This window comes from Limnothrix sp. PR1529 (assembly GCF_002742025.1).
Taxonomy (GTDB): Bacteria; Cyanobacteriota; Cyanobacteriia; order CACIAM-69d; family CACIAM-69d; genus CACIAM-69d.
In genome coordinates this window covers 1-19,228 of sequence record NZ_LIRO01000003.1, presented here as the reverse complement: position 1 = coordinate 19,228, position 19,228 = coordinate 1, and the positions used below count along the sequence as shown (strand labels likewise).

General features: G+C 53.6%; 16 protein-coding genes and 2 pseudogenes. 9 read left to right on the top strand and 9 right to left on the bottom strand.

Translation table 11 applies throughout. The features are described 5' to 3' along the window. Nucleotides 1–165 (bottom strand): annotated as a pseudogene (locus tag AMR42_RS20970) (IS4 family transposase); the annotation flags it as partial. 171 nt (nt 166–336) lie between these two features. Here AMR42_RS20970 and AMR42_RS00290 point away from each other — a divergent pair. The 3 genes from AMR42_RS00290 (at nt 337) to AMR42_RS00280 (ending at nt 2,813) form a co-directional block, all read left to right on the top strand. Beyond that, entirely contained in the window at nt 337–993 is a 657-nt protein-coding gene (locus AMR42_RS00290; RefSeq protein ID WP_234406418.1) for a sensor histidine kinase, read from the top strand. Nucleotides 994–1,038: 45 nt separating this feature from the next. Further along, nucleotides 1,039–1,449 carry a nucleotidyltransferase family protein gene (locus AMR42_RS00285; RefSeq protein ID WP_099531478.1) on the top strand — a complete coding sequence of 137 codons (411 nt, stop codon included), beginning with the start codon at nt 1,039–1,041 and terminating at the stop codon, nt 1,447–1,449. Between the two features lie 128 nt (nt 1,450–1,577). Further along, nucleotides 1,578–2,813 carry an NERD domain-containing protein gene (locus AMR42_RS00280; RefSeq protein WP_099531477.1) on the top strand — a complete coding sequence of 412 codons (1,236 nt, stop codon included), beginning with the start codon at nt 1,578–1,580 and terminating at the stop codon, nt 2,811–2,813. 209 nt (nt 2,814–3,022) lie between these two features. Here AMR42_RS00280 and metH read toward each other — a convergent pair whose 3' ends face one another. Together metH and AMR42_RS00270 are read right to left on the bottom strand one after the other, a co-directional pair. After that, nucleotides 3,023–6,631 carry a methionine synthase gene (gene metH, locus AMR42_RS00275; RefSeq protein WP_099531476.1) on the bottom strand — a complete coding sequence of 1,203 codons (3,609 nt, stop codon included), beginning with the start codon at nt 6,629–6,631 and terminating at the stop codon, nt 3,023–3,025. 295 nt (nt 6,632–6,926) lie between these two features. After that, the gene (locus tag AMR42_RS00270) at nt 6,927–9,944 is read right to left on the bottom strand and encodes an S-layer homology domain-containing protein (RefSeq protein WP_099531475.1); all 3,018 of its coding nucleotides are present in this window, start codon (nt 9,942–9,944) and stop codon (nt 6,927–6,929) included. Nucleotides 9,945–10,298: 354 nt separating this feature from the next. Between AMR42_RS00270 and AMR42_RS00265 the strand changes: the two genes are divergently transcribed. Together AMR42_RS00265 and AMR42_RS00260 are read left to right on the top strand one after the other, a co-directional pair. Beyond that, nucleotides 10,299–10,877 (top strand): hypothetical protein, encoded by a 579-nt coding sequence (locus AMR42_RS00265; protein WP_099531474.1) that lies wholly within the window; start codon nt 10,299–10,301, stop codon nt 10,875–10,877. Nucleotides 10,878–10,892: 15 nt separating this feature from the next. Next, nucleotides 10,893–12,389: a DUF3685 domain-containing protein gene (locus AMR42_RS00260; protein ID WP_099531473.1), complete on the top strand. Its 1,497-nt coding sequence runs from the start codon at nt 10,893–10,895 to the stop codon at nt 12,387–12,389. A 109-nt stretch (nt 12,390–12,498) separates the two neighbouring features. Here AMR42_RS00260 and AMR42_RS00255 read toward each other — a convergent pair whose 3' ends face one another. The 3 genes from AMR42_RS00255 to AMR42_RS00245 form a co-directional block, all read right to left on the bottom strand. Beyond that, the gene (locus AMR42_RS00255) at nt 12,499–12,963 is read right to left on the bottom strand and encodes a YggT family protein (RefSeq protein ID WP_099531472.1); all 465 of its coding nucleotides are present in this window, start codon (nt 12,961–12,963) and stop codon (nt 12,499–12,501) included. A 128-nt stretch (nt 12,964–13,091) separates the two neighbouring features. Continuing rightward, nucleotides 13,092–13,844, bottom strand: a complete 753-nt coding sequence (locus tag AMR42_RS00250; RefSeq protein WP_099531471.1) for a pirin family protein — start codon at nt 13,842–13,844, stop codon at nt 13,092–13,094. 204 nt (nt 13,845–14,048) lie between these two features. Continuing rightward, on the bottom strand, nt 14,049–14,303 hold the full coding sequence (locus AMR42_RS00245) for a CDGSH iron-sulfur domain-containing protein (protein ID WP_099531470.1): 255 nt from the start codon (nt 14,301–14,303) through the stop codon (nt 14,049–14,051). 408 nt (nt 14,304–14,711) lie between these two features. Between AMR42_RS00245 and AMR42_RS00240 the strand changes: the two are divergent. Beyond that, nucleotides 14,712–15,035, top strand: a pseudogene (locus tag AMR42_RS00240) (winged helix-turn-helix transcriptional regulator); the annotation flags it as partial. Between the two features lie 384 nt (nt 15,036–15,419). Here AMR42_RS00240 and AMR42_RS00235 read toward each other — a convergent pair. After that, the gene (locus AMR42_RS00235) at nt 15,420–15,875 is read right to left on the bottom strand and encodes a Fur family transcriptional regulator (protein WP_099531468.1); all 456 of its coding nucleotides are present in this window, start codon (nt 15,873–15,875) and stop codon (nt 15,420–15,422) included. 117 nt (nt 15,876–15,992) lie between these two features. Here AMR42_RS00235 and AMR42_RS20100 point away from each other — a divergent pair, with 117 nt between their 5' ends. Continuing rightward, nucleotides 15,993–16,136, top strand: coding sequence for a hypothetical protein (locus tag AMR42_RS20100; protein ID WP_158234299.1), 144 nt, complete (start codon nt 15,993–15,995; stop codon nt 16,134–16,136). Between the two features lie 184 nt (nt 16,137–16,320). On the opposite strand, the gene AMR42_RS00230 is transcribed toward AMR42_RS20100, so the two are convergent. Beyond that, nucleotides 16,321–16,989 carry a hypothetical protein gene (locus AMR42_RS00230; RefSeq protein WP_099531467.1) on the bottom strand — a complete coding sequence of 223 codons (669 nt, stop codon included), beginning with the start codon at nt 16,987–16,989 and terminating at the stop codon, nt 16,321–16,323. A gap of 244 nt (nt 16,990–17,233) precedes the next feature. Beyond that, complete coding sequence (locus AMR42_RS00225) at nt 17,234–18,106, bottom strand: sulfurtransferase (RefSeq protein WP_234406417.1); 873 nt, start codon at nt 18,104–18,106, stop codon at nt 17,234–17,236. Between the two features lie 97 nt (nt 18,107–18,203). Between AMR42_RS00225 and AMR42_RS00220 the strand changes: the two genes are divergently transcribed. Together AMR42_RS00220 and AMR42_RS20965 are read left to right on the top strand one after the other, a co-directional pair. After that, nucleotides 18,204–18,929, top strand: coding sequence for an ABC transporter ATP-binding protein (locus AMR42_RS00220; RefSeq protein ID WP_099531466.1), 726 nt, complete (start codon nt 18,204–18,206; stop codon nt 18,927–18,929). A 73-nt stretch (nt 18,930–19,002) separates the two neighbouring features. Beyond that, on the top strand, nt 19,003–19,228 hold a 226-nt coding region (locus tag AMR42_RS20965), incomplete at its 3' end, for a hypothetical protein (RefSeq protein WP_234406416.1).

Sequence of the window (19,228 nt, the reverse complement as noted above, 5' to 3'; positions counted from 1 at the left end):
GGTGTGATTGAGCTTGAAAAATAGGTCTCTCATGCTCATCAAACCTTGATCAAGAATGAAGGTCAACCAGATCTCAAAAAATCTCCGACTGCTGAGCACTGGGTAATCATGCTCAGGTAAGCTTTTGAGAATAGGTTTGACGATTTGAGAGAATGAGCGTAACATTGGTGTATTACTTTTTGATTGTTTGGGGTAAGAATTACATCTTCTTACCCCTTTTTTATAACCTGAATCTGTCATTCAACACTTCTGATCAAAACTTATACTCAAAATCTATTAAAGCTTGTTACGGCCTATCAAAAATATATTTCTAGCCCCATTCAAGAATTACAAGACTTGAGTGAAGAAATTGATCTTGACTTCTTGCAAGATGACATGATTAACATTCTCAGATCAATGCAAACCGGGAGTGAGCGAATTCAAAAAATTGTGCTCTCGTTACGCAACTTCTCGCGGTTAGATGAATCCAAATTCAAAGCAGTTGATATCCATGCAGGAATGGATAATACTTTGATGATTTTGCAGCATCGGCTTCAAGCAACTGCAACTCGCCCGGAAATTCAAGTTAGAAAGCAATATGGCAACCTACCTCCAGTGGAGTGCTATGCCGGATCGCTCAATCAAGTGTTTATGAATCTGCTGAATAATGCTATTGATGCGATTGAAGAATCCAATCAAGCCTGCACTAATCAAGAGATACAGCATAATTGTCATGCAATTTGGTTACGCACAGAAGTTAATGGTCAAGATCAAATTAAAATTACGATCGCTGATAATGGCCAAGGAATTCCTGAAGAGGTGCAATCACGTATTTTTGACCCCTTCTTCACAACAAAACCCGTCGGCAAGGGGACAGGTTTGGGACTTTCCATTAGCTATCAAATCATCACTGAAAAACACAAAGGTAAACTCTACTGTCATTCAATAAGGGGAGCAGGCACGGAGTTTATGATTGAAATTCCTGTGCGGCAACAGTCCTCAACCTCTCGATAATGCAATAGCGCTGGATAGAAGCCAAGACAATAGAGGTCATGATTAATGACTACACGGCAGCTCAATCCTAAACTCCAATCTCGATTAGGCCTTACTCCAGAACAGCTTGCTGAGTTTTGCCAACGATGGAAAGTGGTTGAACTCGCTCTCTTTGGCTCAGTTCTCAGAGACGACTTTTCCGTGAGTAGCGATGTGGATGTCTTGGTCAACTTTGCTCCTCATCATTCTTGGGGCTTGGAGTTTGTTCAAATGCGAGACGAATTAGCGACGCTCTTGCAACGCCCAGTTGATTTGTTAACTCGTCAAAGCGTGATGAACAGCCATAACGCTCTTCGCCGCCAAGCAATCTTAGATTCAGCAGAAGTTATTTATGCAGCAGCAGTAGGGTGGGCATTGTCCACCTACACTTATGGCTCATCGCTAACGCAATCTGATCGCACTGCGATCAATGCGTGATCATTATTTTGAGGATGAATGCCGTTTTGGCTGGATAGCGGTGGGCATTGCCCACCCTACTCGCTACTCTACCCTACTGCTTAACTTGAAATGCTAAGATTAACTCCTTACCCAAAGGAAAAACCTCTATGGCTGAGGCAGTAAATGATTCAGAACAATTCGTATATGACATATGCTCAAATTCATTTTTGTCTTTATGGAGTTACATTAATCCTCAAGGCAAAGATCCAGGTAAAGAGCTGTGTGATGTGCTGATAGTATGCAATCCTCATGTAATTATAATAAGTGTCAAAGACATTAAACTGAAAAATACAAATGATCCAATGGTTGATTGGAAGCGGTGGCAACGAAAAGCCATTGAAGGTTCAATAAAACAAATTAAAGGTGCTATTCGATGGCTTGATCAATTAGACTATGTTGTTCAGAAAGATGGTTCTCGAGGGTTAAATCTACCATTGCCGAGTGAAAGAATATATCACCGCATAGCAGTTGCTTTTGGTGGAGAACGAGAAGTTCCAATCAGTTCCTCTATTGAGGAGGGTGATTTTTTTCATATTTTAGATGAAAAATCAGTTTTCCTGATTCTTCGCCACTTGGATACCATAAGCGATTTTGTTGATTACTTAATTAATAAAGAAGTGTTGCTATCTAATACCTCAATTATTATCAATGGTGGCGAGGAAAACCTTCTTGCAATTTATTTGCATAACGGTCGCCAGTTCCCTACAGGAGTGGATATGGTGCTCCTTGAGAATGATCTTTGGGAAGAAATAAATAACAAACCCGAGTTTCAAGCAAAATTACGGAGAGACACTATAAGTTATATCTGGGATGACTTGATTGAAGTCTTCTGTCAAGGTGGATTCGACAGGGAAGATTGGCTAAGTTCAAATATGTCTGATTTTGAAATAGCCATCCGTGTTCTCGTTAAAGAAAATCGGTTTTCAAGGAGGTTGCTAGGAAGTGCTTTCAAAGATTTTCTTGAACTCAAGAAAATGGGGCGAGTTAGTTCCCGGTGTATGCAATCAATGAGTGGTGTTGGATATGTTTTCTTTGCCTATGCAAGTAACAGTACTTTTGAAGAACGAAAAAGAGAGCTTCTTGTTAGATGCTTTGCTTCACTGTGTCAATTTCATGAGTGCTCTACAGTAATTGGTGTTGGTGTAAATATTCCAGGACAGAAACCTAAATATGGATATTCGAGTGATCTTGTCCTCTTACAGGCTCAAAATAATCAATGGTCAGAAGAAGACTTAAGGCAAGCAAAATACTGTAGAGATGAATTAGGCTTTTTCAAGAATCCTAACAAAACGCAGCTTCACGAAGATGAGTACCCCGTGATTGAGAATATTGATGATACTTAACAATTTCAATGTGTCAGAATAAATTTAAGCTAACTATTAATCACAGAGTCTATTTATGTCCAGAATATTAAGTGATTTGACTGCGAAGTGATCGCCTGTCACATTCAGTAAATATCTTCAAAAGTTTGGATTGCCAACTGCTCAAATGCTGTGTGTAACTAGGGACTGAGCAAACACTCAGCCCCTTGTCATTCAAACCGGAATTACTCCTACGCCGTGAAGTACTTCGCGATCGGGTGGTAGGCAACGATCGCCGTAGTGGACTGCTCCGGGTAAAGCTGCTCGCTTTCGTCCATATACATGTTGATTCGATCGGTTTGCAGCAACTGCAACTGAATCAATTGATCCTGAATATTCGGACAAGCTGGATAGCCAAAGCTGTAGCGCGATCCCTGATAACGCTGGGCTAAAATGTCCCGCAATTTGTCCGGTTCCTGCGCCCCAAACCCGAGTTCCCGACGGATGCGAGCGTGCGTCCATTCCGCCAGCGCTTCCGCCGTTTGCACCGCCATCCCGTGGAAGTACAAATAATCGGAATATTGATTCGCCCCAAACAGTTTTTGGGCATATTCCGTGGCAATTTCGCCCACCGTCACCGCTTGCATCGGGAACACATCAAAGATGCCCAACTCCTTCGGTGCAAAGAAATCGGCAATGCAAAGGCGACGCAATGATCCTTGGCGCGGAAACTCAAATTGGGCGATCGGCTCCAGGTTGGTTTGCCCCACGTTGACCGCTTCCGGGTCGTAGATATAAAGCGTATTCCCCTCCGCATTGCAAGGGAAATAGCCATAGATCACTTGCGGTTGCAGCAGGTTTTCCGCCAACACTTTGGCTTTCCATTCCGCCAAAATTGGCCACACTTTGGCATCAATAAAGGCATCGTAATCCTCGCGGGATTGCTCCTTCGGTTTGCGGAATTGCCATTGACCGACGAACAAGGCTTGCAAGTCGAGATAGTTGAACACCTCCTCGATCGCAATGTCCGAGGGATTCAGCAATTGGCTGCCCCAGAACGGCGGTTGGGGGCGATCGATGTTCGGGTCAACCGCTTCCGATCGCCGCGTATCAATCACCTTGGGTTTCTCGGTCTTGGCGGGTTTCTCAGCCGCATCGTCGCCATCCGCCTTGGCTTGGCCATAGCGACCCAGCGCCGCCGGGTCATCGGCAAATTCCCCTAAAAAGCCCTGGAAATCATCCCATTGTTCAGCGGCTTTTGCGGGCATCAACTTATCCATAAAGCTGAGATCTGAGAAGGCATCTTTGCCATAGATCACCCGACCGCGATAGGTCTTTTGGCAATCTTCATAGACAAACTTGGGCGTGAGGGCCGCGCCGCCCAAAATCACGGGCACGGTAATGCCGCGATCGTTGAAGGTCTCCAGGTTTTCCTTCATAAACGCCGTCGATTTCACCAACAAACCGCTCATGGCAATGCAATCGGGCTTGTGTTGCTCGTAGGCATCAATGATGTTTTCCACGGGCTGTTTAATGCCCAAATTAATCACCCGATAGCCGTTGTTGGTGAGGATAATATCCACCAGGTTTTTGCCAATGTCATGCACATCGCCCTTGACCGTGGCGATCACGAAAGTCCCCTTGGCATTGTTGCTGGTTTCGGATTTCTCCATGTGCGGTTCCAAAAAGGCCACCGCCGCTTTCATGGTTTCCGCTGATTGCAACACAAAGGGCAATTGCATTTGACCCGAGGCAAACAATTCCCCCACCACTTTCATCCCATCCAACAGATAGGTGTTGATGATTTCTAGGGGTGGATATTGGGTCATGGCCTGCTGCAAAATCGTTTCGAGGCCCAACCGTTCGCCATCGATGATGTGGCGTTTCAGTTTCTCTTCGAGGGAGAGATTTTCATCCACACCCGCCGCCTTTTTGGTGGTGGCTCCTTCAAAGAGTTGAGTTAACTGGGTTAGGGGATCGTAAACACAAACATCTCCCTCAAACCGGCGGCGATCGAAGATCAAATCGCGACAGACTTCCTGATGCTCCGGCTCAATTTTAGCTAGGGGCAAAATCTTAGCGGCACTGACGATCGAGGAGTCCATTCCCACCTGCATACATTCATGCAGGAACATGGAGTTCAGCACCTGCCGCGCCGCCGGATTCAGACCAAAGGAGATGTTGGAAACACCGAGCAAAATGTGGCAACCGGGCAGATTTTCCCGAATCAATCGAATCGATTCGATCGTGGCGGCTCCGTTTTTGCGGTCTTCTTCAATGCCGGTGGAAATCGGCAAGGCCAGGGTGTCGAAGAAGATTTCATGGGCAGGAATCCCAAACTCCACCGCTTGCCGATAGGCCCGCTGGGCGATCGCGAATTTCTTTTCGGCGGTGCGGGCCATCCCGTCTTCATCGATCGTCCCGATCACCACCCCCGCGCCATAGGTTTTGGCCAGCTCCAGCACTTTCAAAAAGCGCTCTTCACCGTCTTCATAGTTGGTGGAATTCAGCAAACATTTGCCGCCGGCTACTTTCAAACCGGCTTCCATTTTTTGCCATTCCGTGGAGTCCAACATCAGTGGCAAGGTGACATTATTCACCAGCCGTGAAACTAACTCCCGCATATCCCGTTCGCCATCGCGACCCACATAGTCCACGTTTACATCCAGCACGTGGGCCCCTTCGCGGACTTGGGCTTTGGCCAGGGAAACTAGCCCATCCCAATCTTCGGCGTTCAGCAGTTCTCGACACTTTTTGGAACCGCTGGCGTTCAGGCGTTCGCCCACAATCAGGAAGGAATTGTCTTGCTGATAAAGCTGGGTTCCGTAGATCGAGGCGGCGGCGGGTTCGTAATGTAATGGGTTGCGATCGAACCGGCCCGGTTCCAAGTTTTCAGGAACCCGAATCTCGCGGGCTTTGGGTTGCAAGGATTCGGAAATGCCGACCAATTCCTTGATGTGGTCGGGGCGCGTGCCGCAGCAACCGCCCACCACTTGCACGCCCCAATCTTCCACGAATTTGTGCAGGGCCATCCGCAATTCCATCGGGGTCAGGCGGTAGTGGGCATGGCCGCCGACGTTTTCCGGTAAGCCCGCGTTGGGAATGCAGGAGACCACAAAGGGCGATCGCTCGCAAAGATAGCGAATATGCTCCGCCATCCGATCGGGGCCAGTGGCACAATTCAACCCCAAAATATCGATCGGGTAGGGTTCCAAAATCGCGACGACGGCGTTGATATCCGTCCCCACCAACATCGTGCCGGTGGTTTCCATGGTCACCGAAACCATCAGCGGAATCCGCGATCCTTGCTCGACAAAAACCTCTTCGATCGCATTCAGTGCTGACTTAATTTGCAATACATCCTGGCAGGTTTCAACAATCAACAAATCAGCCCCACCATCGATGAGTGCTCGGGCCTGTTCCGCGTAGGCCGCTTTCATCGTGTCGTAGTCAATGTGGCCCAGGGTCGGTAGTTTCGTTCCCGGCCCCATGGAACCGGCCACAAAGCGCGGTTTTTCAGGGGTCGAAAATTCGCGGGTCAGTTCCTTGGCCAGCTCCACGGCCTTGCGGTTGAGGGCATAGGCCTGGTCGGCCAAATCGTATTCCGCCAGGACGATCGAAGTTCCCCCAAAGGTGTCGGTTTCGATCACATCTGCGCCTGCCTTCAGATATTCCCGATGCACATAGGCCACGGCTTCCGGCTTGCTTTGCACCAAATACTCATTACACCCCTCATACTGCGGGCCGCCAAAGTCTTCGGCCGTCAGGTTCTGCGCCTGGAGGAGCGTCCCCATGCCGCCGTCAAAAACGATGACCGGACGCGAAGGGTGATGCAACCGTTCCAAAAAGGGATGAGTCATGGTCAGGGATGGAGCAGCAATTGGAATGCGAATGGGTTGGGGCGTGGCACTGTACTGTTGACCAGCGCGGTTGATTAGCCCATGGGGCCAATGTCCCTATTGTGCCGGATTTGGCCGAGAGGTCTAGGCCCGGCGTGATTTCCGCAACCAGGGAGCACTGATCGCCCGGAAGGTCTAAACAGCCCAAACCGCCACCGGGTGAACCTCATCAATCAACAGAGACCCGATGCTCAAACCCTGGCCCCCAGGCCTACGAGGGCTTGGCCAGTCACCCAGGTGACTCCTCAGACCACTCCTAAGACAGTCGCCCTTCAGCGATCAGGGCCTGGTGAATGAAGCTGGCCAGATCGGCGCGGGTGGTGGGTTGGTTGGGATTCAGGCGATCGGGACTGGGTTGCCCTTGCAGGATTTGGCGCTTGAGGGCAGCGGCAATTTTGCCCTGCACGGCGCTGGGAATTTCAGCGCGATCGTCCAGCACTGCCAAGCCTTCGGGGGACTCATCGGGCCAAGCCAGCCCTCCGGCCAGGGCTGCGGCCAACTGCCAACGGGGCACACCCAACTCGGGGCCAAATCGATCGGCATCCATCCCCGAGAGGAACTGACCCCGGTAGGCGCGATCGATCGCCGCCGCCGCCCAATAGCCCGATGGCACATCTTGAAAGACCTTGCCCGATCGCCGATCGCCTGGATCAAAGGCTTTGACCAACACCGCCGCCAATTGGGCCCGGTTAATCGGCTCATCGGGATGGAATGAGCCGTCCTCGTAACCGCTGAGAATGGCCTGTGCCGCCAGGGTATTGATGAAGGGGGCGGCCCAATGGTCGGTGATGTCGCTGAAGGCGCTGCTGGCCGGATCGCTGTTGGTGTTGTTGCTGCCCAAATCGACAATGTAGGGCGATCGCAGGGCGCTGGCCAGGCCCTTGGTGACCAGGGCTTGGTAAAGGAAGGCGGACACTTCCCCCCGGGTGATGGCCCGCTCGGCTTCCAGGCGGGTGAGGTCGGGATAGTTCACCACCATGCGCCGCACCGTGGCCGTGGCGATCGCGTCGCGGGCAAAGTTGGGAATCCGAATCGCATCGCTGTAATAGCTCAAAACACTCAAGGTTCCCCCCGTCAAACCCAGGCCATTCACCAGGGCGACCAACGCTTGGGCCCGGGTGAGGTTGGCATTGGGCTTAAAGCTGCCGTCGGGAAACCCTGCCAGCAATCCGCGCCGATAGCATTGGTCGATCGCCCCGGCGGCCCAAAAACTGGCCGGCACATCCCAAAATTTCGCCCCCGATCGCAGGTTGGGCAAACTGGGAAAAGCCTTCACCAACAGGGCCGCAAACTGCCCCCGCGTCAGGTTGGTGTTGGGGCGAAAAGTGCCATCCTCCTTGTAGCCGCTAATGATTTGCCGTTGGATCAACTGGCGAATAAACGCTTCGGCCCAATGGCCCGTCACGTCATCCCCCAGCGGGCCAGGACTGGGGGTTGGGCCAGGACTCGGAGCCGGACTGCCGCCGCCCGCCCGCCGCCGGGCCTCCAACACCGCCTTGTAAGCGTTCACCTTGCCATAGCCAAACCACCGGGAAAACCCGCGACTGTCATAGGAACCGTAGCGAAATCCAAACTGTGGATCGGCGTTGGTGTCCACAATTTTGTCCGCCGTTGATTCCAGAATTTGTTTCACTTCCCGCGCCGTCAGGTTGGGATTCGCGGACAATACCAGGGCCGCCACACCCGCCACCACCGGGCAAGCGCTGGATGTGCCCCCAAAGTCGGCGGTGAAGTCCGTGCTGCTGTAGCCCGCTGACCCCAGGCGATCGGTCGTGAATACTCCGGCTCCGGCCAGGTTGCTGGTCACCTGGGGCGGAGTCAGAATTGCGCCGGTTTCCGGCAACCAAATTCCCGGTGATGCATTGTTGCTGGGGGCGCAAACGGAAATGTTATCGCCCCAATTGCTGTAGGCGGCTTTGCGGTTCAAGCTGGTGGAAGCGGCAACGGCAATCACGTCCGGATGGGCCGCGAACCCGGACAGCCATTCCGTGGATCCCGACAACACCTTGTTGGGCCAACCCTGCTCATTCACCGTGCCATTCACGGGCCGGTTCGCGTTGCCGGCCGCAAACACAATCACACAGCCTTTGCCGTTGCGGCCCTGGGTGGCGGCTCGGTTGAGGGCTGCTCGCTGCCGGGTGGACAGGGGAAAGTAAATGCTGCCTGGGCCCCAGCTACAGGAAACCACGGCGGCCCCCCGGGACACGCACCAATCAAACAGTTCTTCCACCGCTTGGTCATCTAAATAGCCGGTGGTGCGAATGGGCATCAAGGCACAACGGGGAGCCACGCCCACAATGCCGCTGCCGTTTTCTTCGGCCACGGCAACCCCAGCGCAGGCGGTTCCGTGGCTGTCATCCCGCGTGCCAGGCAGGGGGTTAAAGTCGTTGTCTTTAAAGTCTTTGGGGCTGACAATTTTGCCGGTTCCCTGAAAGTCCGGGTGGCTGAGGTCGATGCCATCGTCGGCGATCGCGATGATGATGGATCGATCGCCCCGGGTAATGTCCCAGGCTTTTTCCGCATCGATGTGGGAACCGGCGGTGATGCTGCTGCCCCCGTTGTTTTGCAAATACCACTGGGAACTGTAAAACCCATCCCGTGGCCGGTAGAAGGGTTGGCTTTCGAGGATGGCGTTGGGTTCGGCGCTCAGAACGGCCGGATTTTCCAGCAGGGTGTTGGCAATTTTCAGGGGGTTGAGGGGCGTTCGATCGCTCAGGCGATAGATAAACGCATTGGGGATGCCGTCCAGGGGTTTTACCAACACCAGCCCCAGGCCTTGGGCGATCGCATCCACCGCCTGGGCCACCAGGGTGGGATGGAACACGATCGTCACCTCATCCCCCAAATAAACCCTTGTGGCCCCCTGGCCTTGGTACTGGTAAACATGGCTCACGTAGTCAAAGGCTCCCGATCGGCGAGCCTCATCCATCACCGAATCCAACCGGGCCGGAGCCACCAGCAACTCCACCAGGGCCACGCCTCGCCCCAGAGGTCGTACCTGGGTTACGTCCGGCAGACGGGTGAGATCGATCGGCTGGGCGGCTTTGGGGCGCACCACGAAGCGATCGGGCACTTTTTCTAGGAGGACTTCATCTCCGCCCCGTTGCAACACCAGGCCCAGAAACTGGGGCGGCACACCAACGGCCCCCACAGAGTCCAAATCAGACGGCACGGGATGAGAAGAAGGTTGCAAATCCGCCACGGGGAATATCTCCTGAAACAGGCTGGAAACAGGCTGGGAAGCAGATTGCCCTGAAGACGACAGGGGGGTCATCGACGGCGACGGAAATCAGCCAGCCAGAATGGTCAATGCCGCCACCAATCTAGGCTGATCGGGCGCGGAGGGGCCCAAGGGCGATCGAACCTTGTCGTAGAATAGAGCCGATTTGACCAAAGTAATGGATACAAGCCTCGCCCTTGGAGAGTGGCTTGATCCCAGTCGCGGGCGGGCAGTCCGAGACTCAAAACGGACGCAAAGGCCAGCGTGAATCCAGTTCGCTGGTGGCGGCCCATGAAGCGTCAACCCATGGTCTAGTCGAGCAACCTCGGTTGCTTGGTTAGCACCAGAATCCCCACGCCTTTGGGGTGGGGAGGATGTCAAGCGGCTCCTAATCAATCCACCCAGCCCATGCTAGCCCTTCGATTCCCCCGGTTGCTGCGTGTTGTTTTTCCCCTGTTGGCAGTTGCCGCGCTGGCCCCCAGCGTGCGGGCCCAAGAAACGAATTTGCCCGATGCCACGCCAGCTAACCCTGAACCGGCGGTGGTTCAAGCAACGGGACTGTTGAGCATGGCCGGCGGTCAACGCTTGATGGACGAAGCTGCCCGCGCGATCGAGTCCCAAAACTACGGTTTGGCTCAACAGCGCTTGCAGCAAGCTCGACAGGTGTTTAACCAGTTGTCGAACTTCCATCAGCAATTGTCTGGTGCATTTTCCGCGATCGACAACCGCATTTCCCAAGAACAGCGCAAGAACGCCCTTGAAGCGGCCCAAATGCGCGATTTATCGACCTATCAGCTTGCCTTGGTTCACCGGGCCCAAAATCAACCGGAATTAGCCATTCCTCTGTTGGTGCAGATTGTTTCGAGCCAAAGCCCCACGCGAGATTTGGGAACCAAGGCCTATCAACAACTGGCGGAGCTGGGCTTCATCAGTCCGGGGGCCCTGCGTCCAGCGCCCGCACCGGCTCCCGCTGCCACACCTCGCTAGTTGGGGTAGGGACAATTGAGCCGACCGCCAGCCCTCAGCAATCGGCAGCGCTGGTTCCAATCCCAGTGGCTGGAGGTTGATCGGGCCCTGCGAGACGGGGCCACGTTGGCCCAACGACGCGATCGCCCCTGGTGGGATCAGTGGGTCTTGGCGGGCCGGCAGCGAGAGTTGCGGGCGGCCCGATCGGTTTTGGGCTGGCTGGCGGGCGGCATTCCCGACCCATCGATCAATCTGGATCCAACCAATCTGGATCCAACCAATCTGGATCCAACGAATCGGGGCGGGAGCGGCTGGGATCCGGAGGACGATACGGCATCGTCAGCATCGGTGCTCAATTCGCCTTTGGGCCGATCGGCAACGCGCCCGATTAACCGCCCACCAACGCAACCGGCCAATTCAGCCGCTAATCAGGCTGCGGGTGGGGCCAATCCATCGGCCAATGCGCCACCCAATCGCCCGATCGGCTCCGGAGCGATCGACTCCAGCCGTAATCCGCCCCCGCCCCCTGAGGATCCGGCGAGTGGTTCCACACCAACCGCCCTAGACCTGACCCTTTGGCGATCGACCCTCTTTGACGATGCGGTGGCCCGGCTGACGGTCGATCGACTGGTGAATTTGACCGGTTCCCCCCTGGAAATTGAAATTTTGCATCCCGATCGCCGTCGGGAACTGTTGGCCCTGGTGTTGCGGCGGGTGGAACGGGGCCTGGAGGAAGTGCGCCGCGATCGACTGCGGGGCGATCGGCTGCTGGCCCAACAGGAAGCCTTGTTGCAAACCTGGTGGGTTCAGCTTCTGGATGACTTTTTAGGCGACTGGCTCACGGAGCGCTCAACCCTGCGATCGGGCAGTGGGGCCTTGCGGCTCCAACGCGATCGACTGCTTCAGGATTGGTCGATTGTGGCCACAGATATTCTGAATCGTGCCGTGGAATTGGGCCCCCTGCTAGAGCATCTGCTGTGGGGTCTGCCCCTAACGGTGGATGGGGTGACGGTGGAGGCGGGAACCGGGGCCGCCCTCGATCGGGCCAGTGCCCTGCTTCACAATCTGGTGCTTTGTTTGGCCTGCGCCGTGGTGCAACCGGTTTTGAATCGCTATGGCGATCGGGAAGGCCTGAAGCTGGCCCTGTTCGATCGGCGCTGGTTGCCCACCCGGGAAGTGGAACGGTTTCGGAATGACCTGGCTTGGAAATATCGAGTGCAACGCTGGGTCAGCGAACCCAAAGCCATCTACGAAAGTCGCTATTGGCTGCTGACGGCCAGCGATCGAGGCATTGTGGCCCTGCCGGTTTATGCGCCCCGCAATCAGGAGTGGCGGGCCCTGTCCGGTGTGCCCTTGGGGGTCACGTTGCTGATTGAAGCCCGCGACGCGATCGCCCCTCGGGTGCGGGCCACGGTCACCCTGGCCGGTCGTGGGGCCCTGATGGTGCTCCAGGCGATCGGGCGAGGCCTTGGCTTCATTGGCCGCGGCATCATTCAAGGATTGGGCGATGCGCTCGATCGCCGCAAGACTTGATGAATCGCGAGTCAAGACTTTTCTTTGGGGCTGCCAGATGGGCATTGCTCCCCTGCGACCCAACGCCCTCGATCGCTCGCCTTCGATGGTCATCACTGGCCCCGATCGGCTAATCCGACACAATCTTCAGCAGCCGCACAAACAGCACCCCCAACAGGGCATAGGTCAGCATCGCCACGATCGCATTCAGATCCAACGCATTGAACTGGCCAAACCGAAACACCGGGAATAACGTCGAAAAGGGGCCAATGTAGGGATTAGCCAAAAACTCAATGCCCTGAGCAAAGGGACTGCGGGGATTCGCTCCCGTCAATTGCAACAGGAATCGCATCCCAATCAAAATTTCCAGCGCCACAATCAGGTAATAGGTTCCCTGTTGCACCCGCCGCAACACCTCATTGCGCCGCGCGATCGCCATTTGTCGGGCCTCTTCCCGCAAGCGGCGCTCCTCCGCCCGCAACTGCATTTCATAGAGCTTGCGGGCGTAGTCTTCGGGGGGCAGTTGGTCACCCGGCAGGCTATCAGCGCCCGGTTGAGAGGGGCGATCGTGAAACGGATTGCCGTTGGTGCTCATGGATTCGGGATCAGGCCCTAAAAACAGCGATCGAATCCATGCAATCGTTTTGCGGCTCCGTCGTCAAGCGATCGCCCCTCCGAATCCATGATCCACGCAGCGGCCATTGGCTCGGCCTTAAGCCAGCCTTAAGCCAGGTCAAACAGCAACAGCTCCGCATTCTCGGAAGCCGTAATTTCCACCTGCTCCAGGGCCGTGATGGCCGCCGCGTCGCCCGCCTCCAGCGTCACCCCATTCAGGGCGATCGCCCCACGAGCCACCTGCAACCATCCGCCACGCTCAGGGCTGGCAAATTGATGCACCACCCGATCGCCCGCCGCCAACGAGCTGGCAAAAATCAGCGCATCCTGATGAATCGTCACCGAGCCATCGCGACCATCGGGCGAAGCCACCACCCGTAACCGCCCCTGCTTGTCTTCCGGCGCAAAGAACACCTGCTCATAGCCCGGTTGCAAGTTGTTGCGATCGGGCAGAATCCAAATTTGCAACAGGTGCAGCGGCTCCGAATCCGACGCATTAAATTCGCTATGCAAAATGCCCGTTCCGGCGCTCATCCGTTGCACATCGCCCGGCCGAATCAGGGAGCCGTTGCCAATGCTGTCCCGGTGCTCCAGCAACCCACTCAGCACATAGGTCACGATTTCCATGTCGCGATGGCCATGAGTGCCAAACCCTTGCTTGGGGGCAATCACATCCTCATTGATCACTCGCAACGTCCGAAATCCCATGTGATTGGGGTCGTAGTAACTGCTGAACGAAAAACTGTGATAGCTATCCAACCAACCGTGATTGGCATGGCCCCGATCGCCCGATCGCCGAATCGTGATGTTGCCCGCAGCGGTCGGGGCGATCGAGGCAGCAGCAGAAGACGAAATAGTCATGGTTCAATTACTCCACTGTTCAACCTAATCAAACCCTGCAAAATCCAGAAACGCAAAACTCAGAAACGCAAAATCCAGCAATCAGCAAATCACATCAACAACCGAAACCACCGGTAAGGCCGATTCACCTCAGGATCATGATCTGATCAGCCTTTGACCATTTCAATGCACCGAAAAATCAGCCATTTTCACCGAATTTGAGTTCTAACCAGCCACCAGCGGCTGATGGGAACCATCACAGAAAGGTGAATTTTGAGTTTGCTTGCAATTACAAATCGCGACCTTCTTCGTTTCTGTCACCTCAAAAGCGAAGGGCGTGAAACTCGTTCCCCGGTGGGAGCCATCGCAGAATTTCTTAGCAGCCGATCGACCACAAGTACACCAGAAATATTTTCCCGGTGTCAGTTCAATCACTTCAGGCTTTGTATCAGCAATCACAGCCTCATTAGGAGCAGTCATGCTTAAAACTCTCTCTCGGTTCAGTAAACTAGGCGATTGAATTGATCCTAGGGTCTTCCCTTGGCAGCAACAAGTACGCACAAAAAAGTGCGGTAGTTACCAAAAAGAAACCACCCGATCACTCGATCAACTCAATCAACCGAATTAACTAATTCAATGAAGAGACCTAAGAATAGGAAAAGCTTGAGAATATTCTTAAGTCAAAATTCAATTTTAGATTTTCTTGAAAATGCAATTTCTAAGTGCAATTTCTAAGTGTAATTTTTCAGCGCAGTTTCTAAAAAACTCAAGCGAGTATTCAAAAGCATATTCAAGAAACATTTCAACCATCAACTTGAAGAAATTGATCTATATTGCTTTTGATATGGTTTGCTATGGCTTCCTTCGCTGTATGAGGATCGATCGCCCATGATTACCCCGAATCCAGCACCCACCACAGGCTTCACGCGCCTCAGTTGTGCCGTTGAGACAACACTCAACATTATTGATGGGCGATGGAAAGTCCTGATTTTGCGCGAGCTATTTGCAGGAACCATGCGCTTTGCTCAACTGCGGCGAGCGCTTCAGGGCGTGACGCAAAAAATGCTGACCCAGCAGTTGCGGGAGTTGGAAGCCGATGGCATTGTTCACCGGCAAGTTTATCCAGAAGTGCCGCCCAGGGTGGAATATTCCCTCACGCCGCTGGGCGAATCCCTGTGGTCAGTGCTGGAAGCGATGCACAACTGGGGGCTACACTATCAAACCGCCCAAGGCATCGCTGATCATCCGGTTCATGGGGAACCAGCATTGCCACGTTTGCCGATCGACTATGGCGATCCAGGCTATGGCGCTCAAGACTTAGACAATCAAGACTCTGGCGATCGCGATCTGGATGCTCAAGACTCGATCGATTAGTTCACTCGATTAGTTCACTGGGTTCAGATAGTTCAAGGTGCTGAAACCGTTTTTATAGCCCCGAATCGATCGGGTGAATCAAAATTTAAACCCCTACAACACCCAGATTTCAGAATACCGGAATTTCAGAACACCAGAGCCTAGCACGCCCGATCATAATCAAAGGTTGGCTCAATGGTTTTCCACTCAGCCAACCCCTAATTCAAGATCATTATCCACAGACTAAAGCGGCAAGAGCGATCGCTGACAGGAGGGGCAAATGGCGTGGATGGTTAACTGGCAATCGAGCAGATGGTAGCCCTCTTTTTCCGATTGCTTAATTCCCATTTTCAAAACCGAATCGTTCTTGAATTCGATCGTTTTGTTGCACTTAACGCAAATTAAGTGATGGTGATGATGGGGATAGGGCTGGTTGAGTTCGTAGTGCTTGTGGCCTTCTGCTAATTCCAGTTCGCGCAAAATGCCCATGCGCGACATTAATTTCAGAGTTCGATAGATTGTAGAAAGGCTGATGCCTTGGTCTTGCTCTTCAAGCAAGTGATACAGATCTTCGGCGCTGAGGTGGCGACCTTCGGGCAGATCCTTGAAGACATTAAGGATCACTTCGCGTTGGGGAGTCATCCGCCAACCGCGCTCGTTTAACTCGGCTTTTAGGGACTGTGGTGTGTAGGAAAACATAGGGGTTGGCGAGGTTTGACCTGAAGCGTTTCCCTCTGCCAAATGGTAACAGGTACAAATGAGCATTTGCAAGAAGCTCGCATTATTGAGAATAAATCTTAAGTCGAGTTTCAGAGAATGGGCCGCTGGGGTCTTCCCGGGCCGATCGCCCTGACGATCGGGTGGGCCATCAAGTTGTTGAGGGGTGGGGCTTTAGGGCGATCGCGCCGGAATCGGGCCGGGTCAATTGGGGGCCGATCGCCCCTTCGCAAAAGTTTATAGATCCCGAGGGATCAGAGCGATTAACTTGCGATTAAGGGCGACAACCACCCTGTTTAAATGCAGATCTTTGCAAATATGGGCGCGATCGGGACGCTAAAGCGACCAAAAAGGAGAAATTGCAGTGATCGCGCTGGCCATGGTTGGTGAATTGGCCGCCGAGACCTGGGCGATCGCCCGGATTGATTCAGGAGGGGTTCAAGTCCCGGAATTTGGCTTGCTTCAGTTGCTCATACCGAGCTTGGAGCGATCGAAAGTTGTGCTGAATGAGGGGAAACAGCTTGGACGGAAAGGGTTCGTTTAAATCCATTGGGTTCACCCCGCGCATGGATTCGATCGATCGCACAGCTTTGTAAATTGCCACATGTTTCAGATATTTCAGCAATTCTTCAATCAACTCTTGGCTATTCTCTGCCCGTTCAGCTAGGTGAATTTTGGACTCGATGATTGCAACAATTTCGTCGTGATTTTTTAAAATAAAGTCCCGCTCAATAATTTCTCCGGCAGAATCCGGCAATGCATGATCTCTTGCGCCCAAAGTGGCGATTCGCTGCCACATGGCATTATCTTTTTCAAGGCGTAAGTAAATTGGCCAATAAAATTCGGAAATTTGACGCTCCAAGAATTCCAGTTCCGCTTGATGACGAGCCAGCACAATTTCTTGTTCTAATTCAGCAACGCGCTGTTTCTGCTGATTTTCTAAATCGACTAGGATTTGGCGCTGGCGATATTTTTCATTAATGTCACTTTTGAAAATTTCAAATCGCTTGTTTAACCAATAACCGGCAATCAGCACAATGCCGCCAATGAGCAATTTATCAACAACCAGTTCAATGAGTTTTTCAGAAAGGGCCATGTTGATGATGCTCCGTTGGCAATTTCAAGCTTTTTTAAGGGAAATTCTTGAGAAGCTCTTTGGTTAGATTTGATTAGAAAAATCACCTTGAAAAGTTGATTCAAAGAACAACAACCATAGGAGCAAGGGGCTTAAGCCCCTTGTTTTTGGTGATTGCTAGTCCCTTGTCTTTGGTGATTGTTAGCCCCTTGTCTTCGACGATCGATCAGTCAGCAGAATCATCATTTAGGCTTCTCAAACATACTCACTCAGCCGGAGCAGTGACTTTGGGTAAATCGGGATAGGAACACCAGTCACTCCAACTGCCAGCGTAGAGACGAGCTTGGGGCAGTCCAGCGCGGGCCAGGGCCCACAGGTTAACGCAGGCCGTCACGCCGGAACCGCAGTAGACGATCGGGGGCGGATTGGGGGGCAAGTCCTGAAAGTGGGATTTCAAGGAGGCGATCGAGTGGGCGCGGCCTTCTGGGTCGCAAACCTGCACCCAAGGATAGTTAATGGCTCCGGGAATGTGGCCAGCTACGGGGTCGATCGGCTCCACTTCACCGCGATATCGAGCGGGTTCTCGGGAGTCAATGACGGTTCCTTCTGCCAACCGCTGGGCTTGTTTGATGGTGTCGATCGAGGCCAGTAGTTCCAAGCGCGGGCGGGGCACAAACTGACGGACGATCGGGTGGCTGGGTTGGCTGGTGGTGGGCAAACCAGCTCTTCGCCAGGCCGACCAACCGCCATCCAGCAGCACCACTCGATCGTGGCCCAAATAGCGCAACAGCCACCAGAACCGGGCCGCAAACCCAAATTGGGAATCGTCGTAGACCGCAACCCACCGATCGGCATCAATGCCCCAAAAGCCCAGTTGATCCACCAGGCGATCGATCACGGGCAGCGGATGCCGACCGCCATGGGGGCCAACGGGCCCAGACAAATCCCGCTCCAAATCCGCATAGACCGCGCCGGGAATGTGGGCAGTTTGGTATTGCTGTTGTCCCAAGTTGCGATCGCCCAAGGAAAACCGACAGTCCACCACCACCCAATCCGGATCCGACAGCATTGGGGCCAACTGTTCCGGAGAAATCAGTTGCTCCAACAGCAATTTCGCGGCCATGGTTGAGTTTTCCATGCTGAACCCCAGGTCATTCGCCAAAACAAGGCATTTGCCAGAAATGGCATTTGCCAAAAATGGTATTACGATTAGTTGAAACTTCCACCCCTGCTCGATCGTGTCAGTTCTCCTTGAAGTCCAAGACGTATACGCTGGCTACCTGAAGGGCCTCGACATCTTACAAGGGGTGAATTTGACCCTGGCCCCTGGCGAACTGGTGGCGATCATTGGCCCCAACGGTGCGGGTAAATCCACCTTGGGCAAAACGATCGCGGGGCTGCTGAACCCCAATCGGGGCCAGATTTTGTTCCATGGCGAGTCGATCGGGCACCTGAAGGCCAATGAGGTGGTGCAACGGGGCGTTTGCTACGTGCCGCAAATTGCCAACGTGTTTCGATCGCTCACGGTTGAAGAAAACCTGGAAATGGGCGCATTCATCCTAGAACAACCGATCGGGTCGTTGAAGGAACGCATCTTCACCATGTTCCCCCGATTGCACGAGCGCCGCCACCAGCGAGCGGGCACATTGTCCGGCGGTGAGCGGCAAATGCTGGCCATGGGCAAGGCCCTGATGCTGGAACCGGCGTTGCTGGTGTTGGATGAGCCTTCCGCCGCGCTTTCGCCTATTTTGGTCAACGACGTGTTTGAGCAAATTAAGGCTATCAACAGCACGGGCACTTCGATTATCTTGGTTGAGCAAAACGCCCGCAAGGCTTTGGAAATGGCCGATCGGGGCTATGTGCTAGAAGCAGGGCGCGATCGCTTCACGGGGCCCGGCCGCGATCTGCTCAACGATCCAAAAGTGGCGGAACTCTACCTCGGTGGCGCTGCCGCCCACTAGGCCGCCCAATAGTTGGTTGGCCGCTCGTCCTTCCATCCCGTTGCTCTAATTCCTACTTCAAGATCCGTTGGCTGTGCGATCTTCGATCGGTTATCCCCAAGAACAGTCCACAGACTCCGAACCTGGGCCTTGCACCCACAGATCTCGCCAGCCTTCTATACTGAATCCCCAACCTTTTATCATCGCCGGTGCGATCGCAGCAACTCGATCGGTGGGCCTTCACTGCTGGGGCGATCGAGCTGCCGTGATCGACGGGTCTGTTTTAGAGCAAATTGATCGCCGCGATCGACCGCTCATCC

Coding starts and splice junctions, on each gene's coding strand:
- AMR42_RS00285 (WP_099531478.1), top strand. CDS start 1,039: ATGACTACACGGCAGCTCAATCCTAAACTCCAATCTCGATTAGGCCTT.
- AMR42_RS00280 (WP_099531477.1), top strand. CDS start 1,578: ATGGCTGAGGCAGTAAATGATTCAGAACAATTCGTATATGACATATGC.
- metH (WP_099531476.1), bottom strand. CDS start 6,631: ATGACTCATCCCTTTTTGGAACGGTTGCATCACCCTTCGCGTCCGGTC.
- AMR42_RS00270 (WP_099531475.1), bottom strand. CDS start 9,944: ATGACCCCCCTGTCGTCTTCAGGGCAATCTGCTTCCCAGCCTGTTTCC.
- AMR42_RS00265 (WP_099531474.1), top strand. CDS start 10,299: ATGCTAGCCCTTCGATTCCCCCGGTTGCTGCGTGTTGTTTTTCCCCTG.
- AMR42_RS00255 (WP_099531472.1), bottom strand. CDS start 12,963: ATGAGCACCAACGGCAATCCGTTTCACGATCGCCCCTCTCAACCGGGC.
- AMR42_RS00250 (WP_099531471.1), bottom strand. CDS start 13,844: ATGACTATTTCGTCTTCTGCTGCTGCCTCGATCGCCCCGACCGCTGCG.
- AMR42_RS00245 (WP_099531470.1), bottom strand. CDS start 14,303: ATGACTGCTCCTAATGAGGCTGTGATTGCTGATACAAAGCCTGAAGTG.
- AMR42_RS00235 (WP_099531468.1), bottom strand. CDS start 15,875: ATGTTTTCCTACACACCACAGTCCCTAAAAGCCGAGTTAAACGAGCGC.
- AMR42_RS20100 (WP_158234299.1), top strand. CDS start 15,993: ATGGGCCGCTGGGGTCTTCCCGGGCCGATCGCCCTGACGATCGGGTGG.
- AMR42_RS00230 (WP_099531467.1), bottom strand. CDS start 16,989: ATGGCCCTTTCTGAAAAACTCATTGAACTGGTTGTTGATAAATTGCTC.
- AMR42_RS00225 (WP_234406417.1), bottom strand. CDS start 18,106: ATGGAAAACTCAACCATGGCCGCGAAATTGCTGTTGGAGCAACTGATT.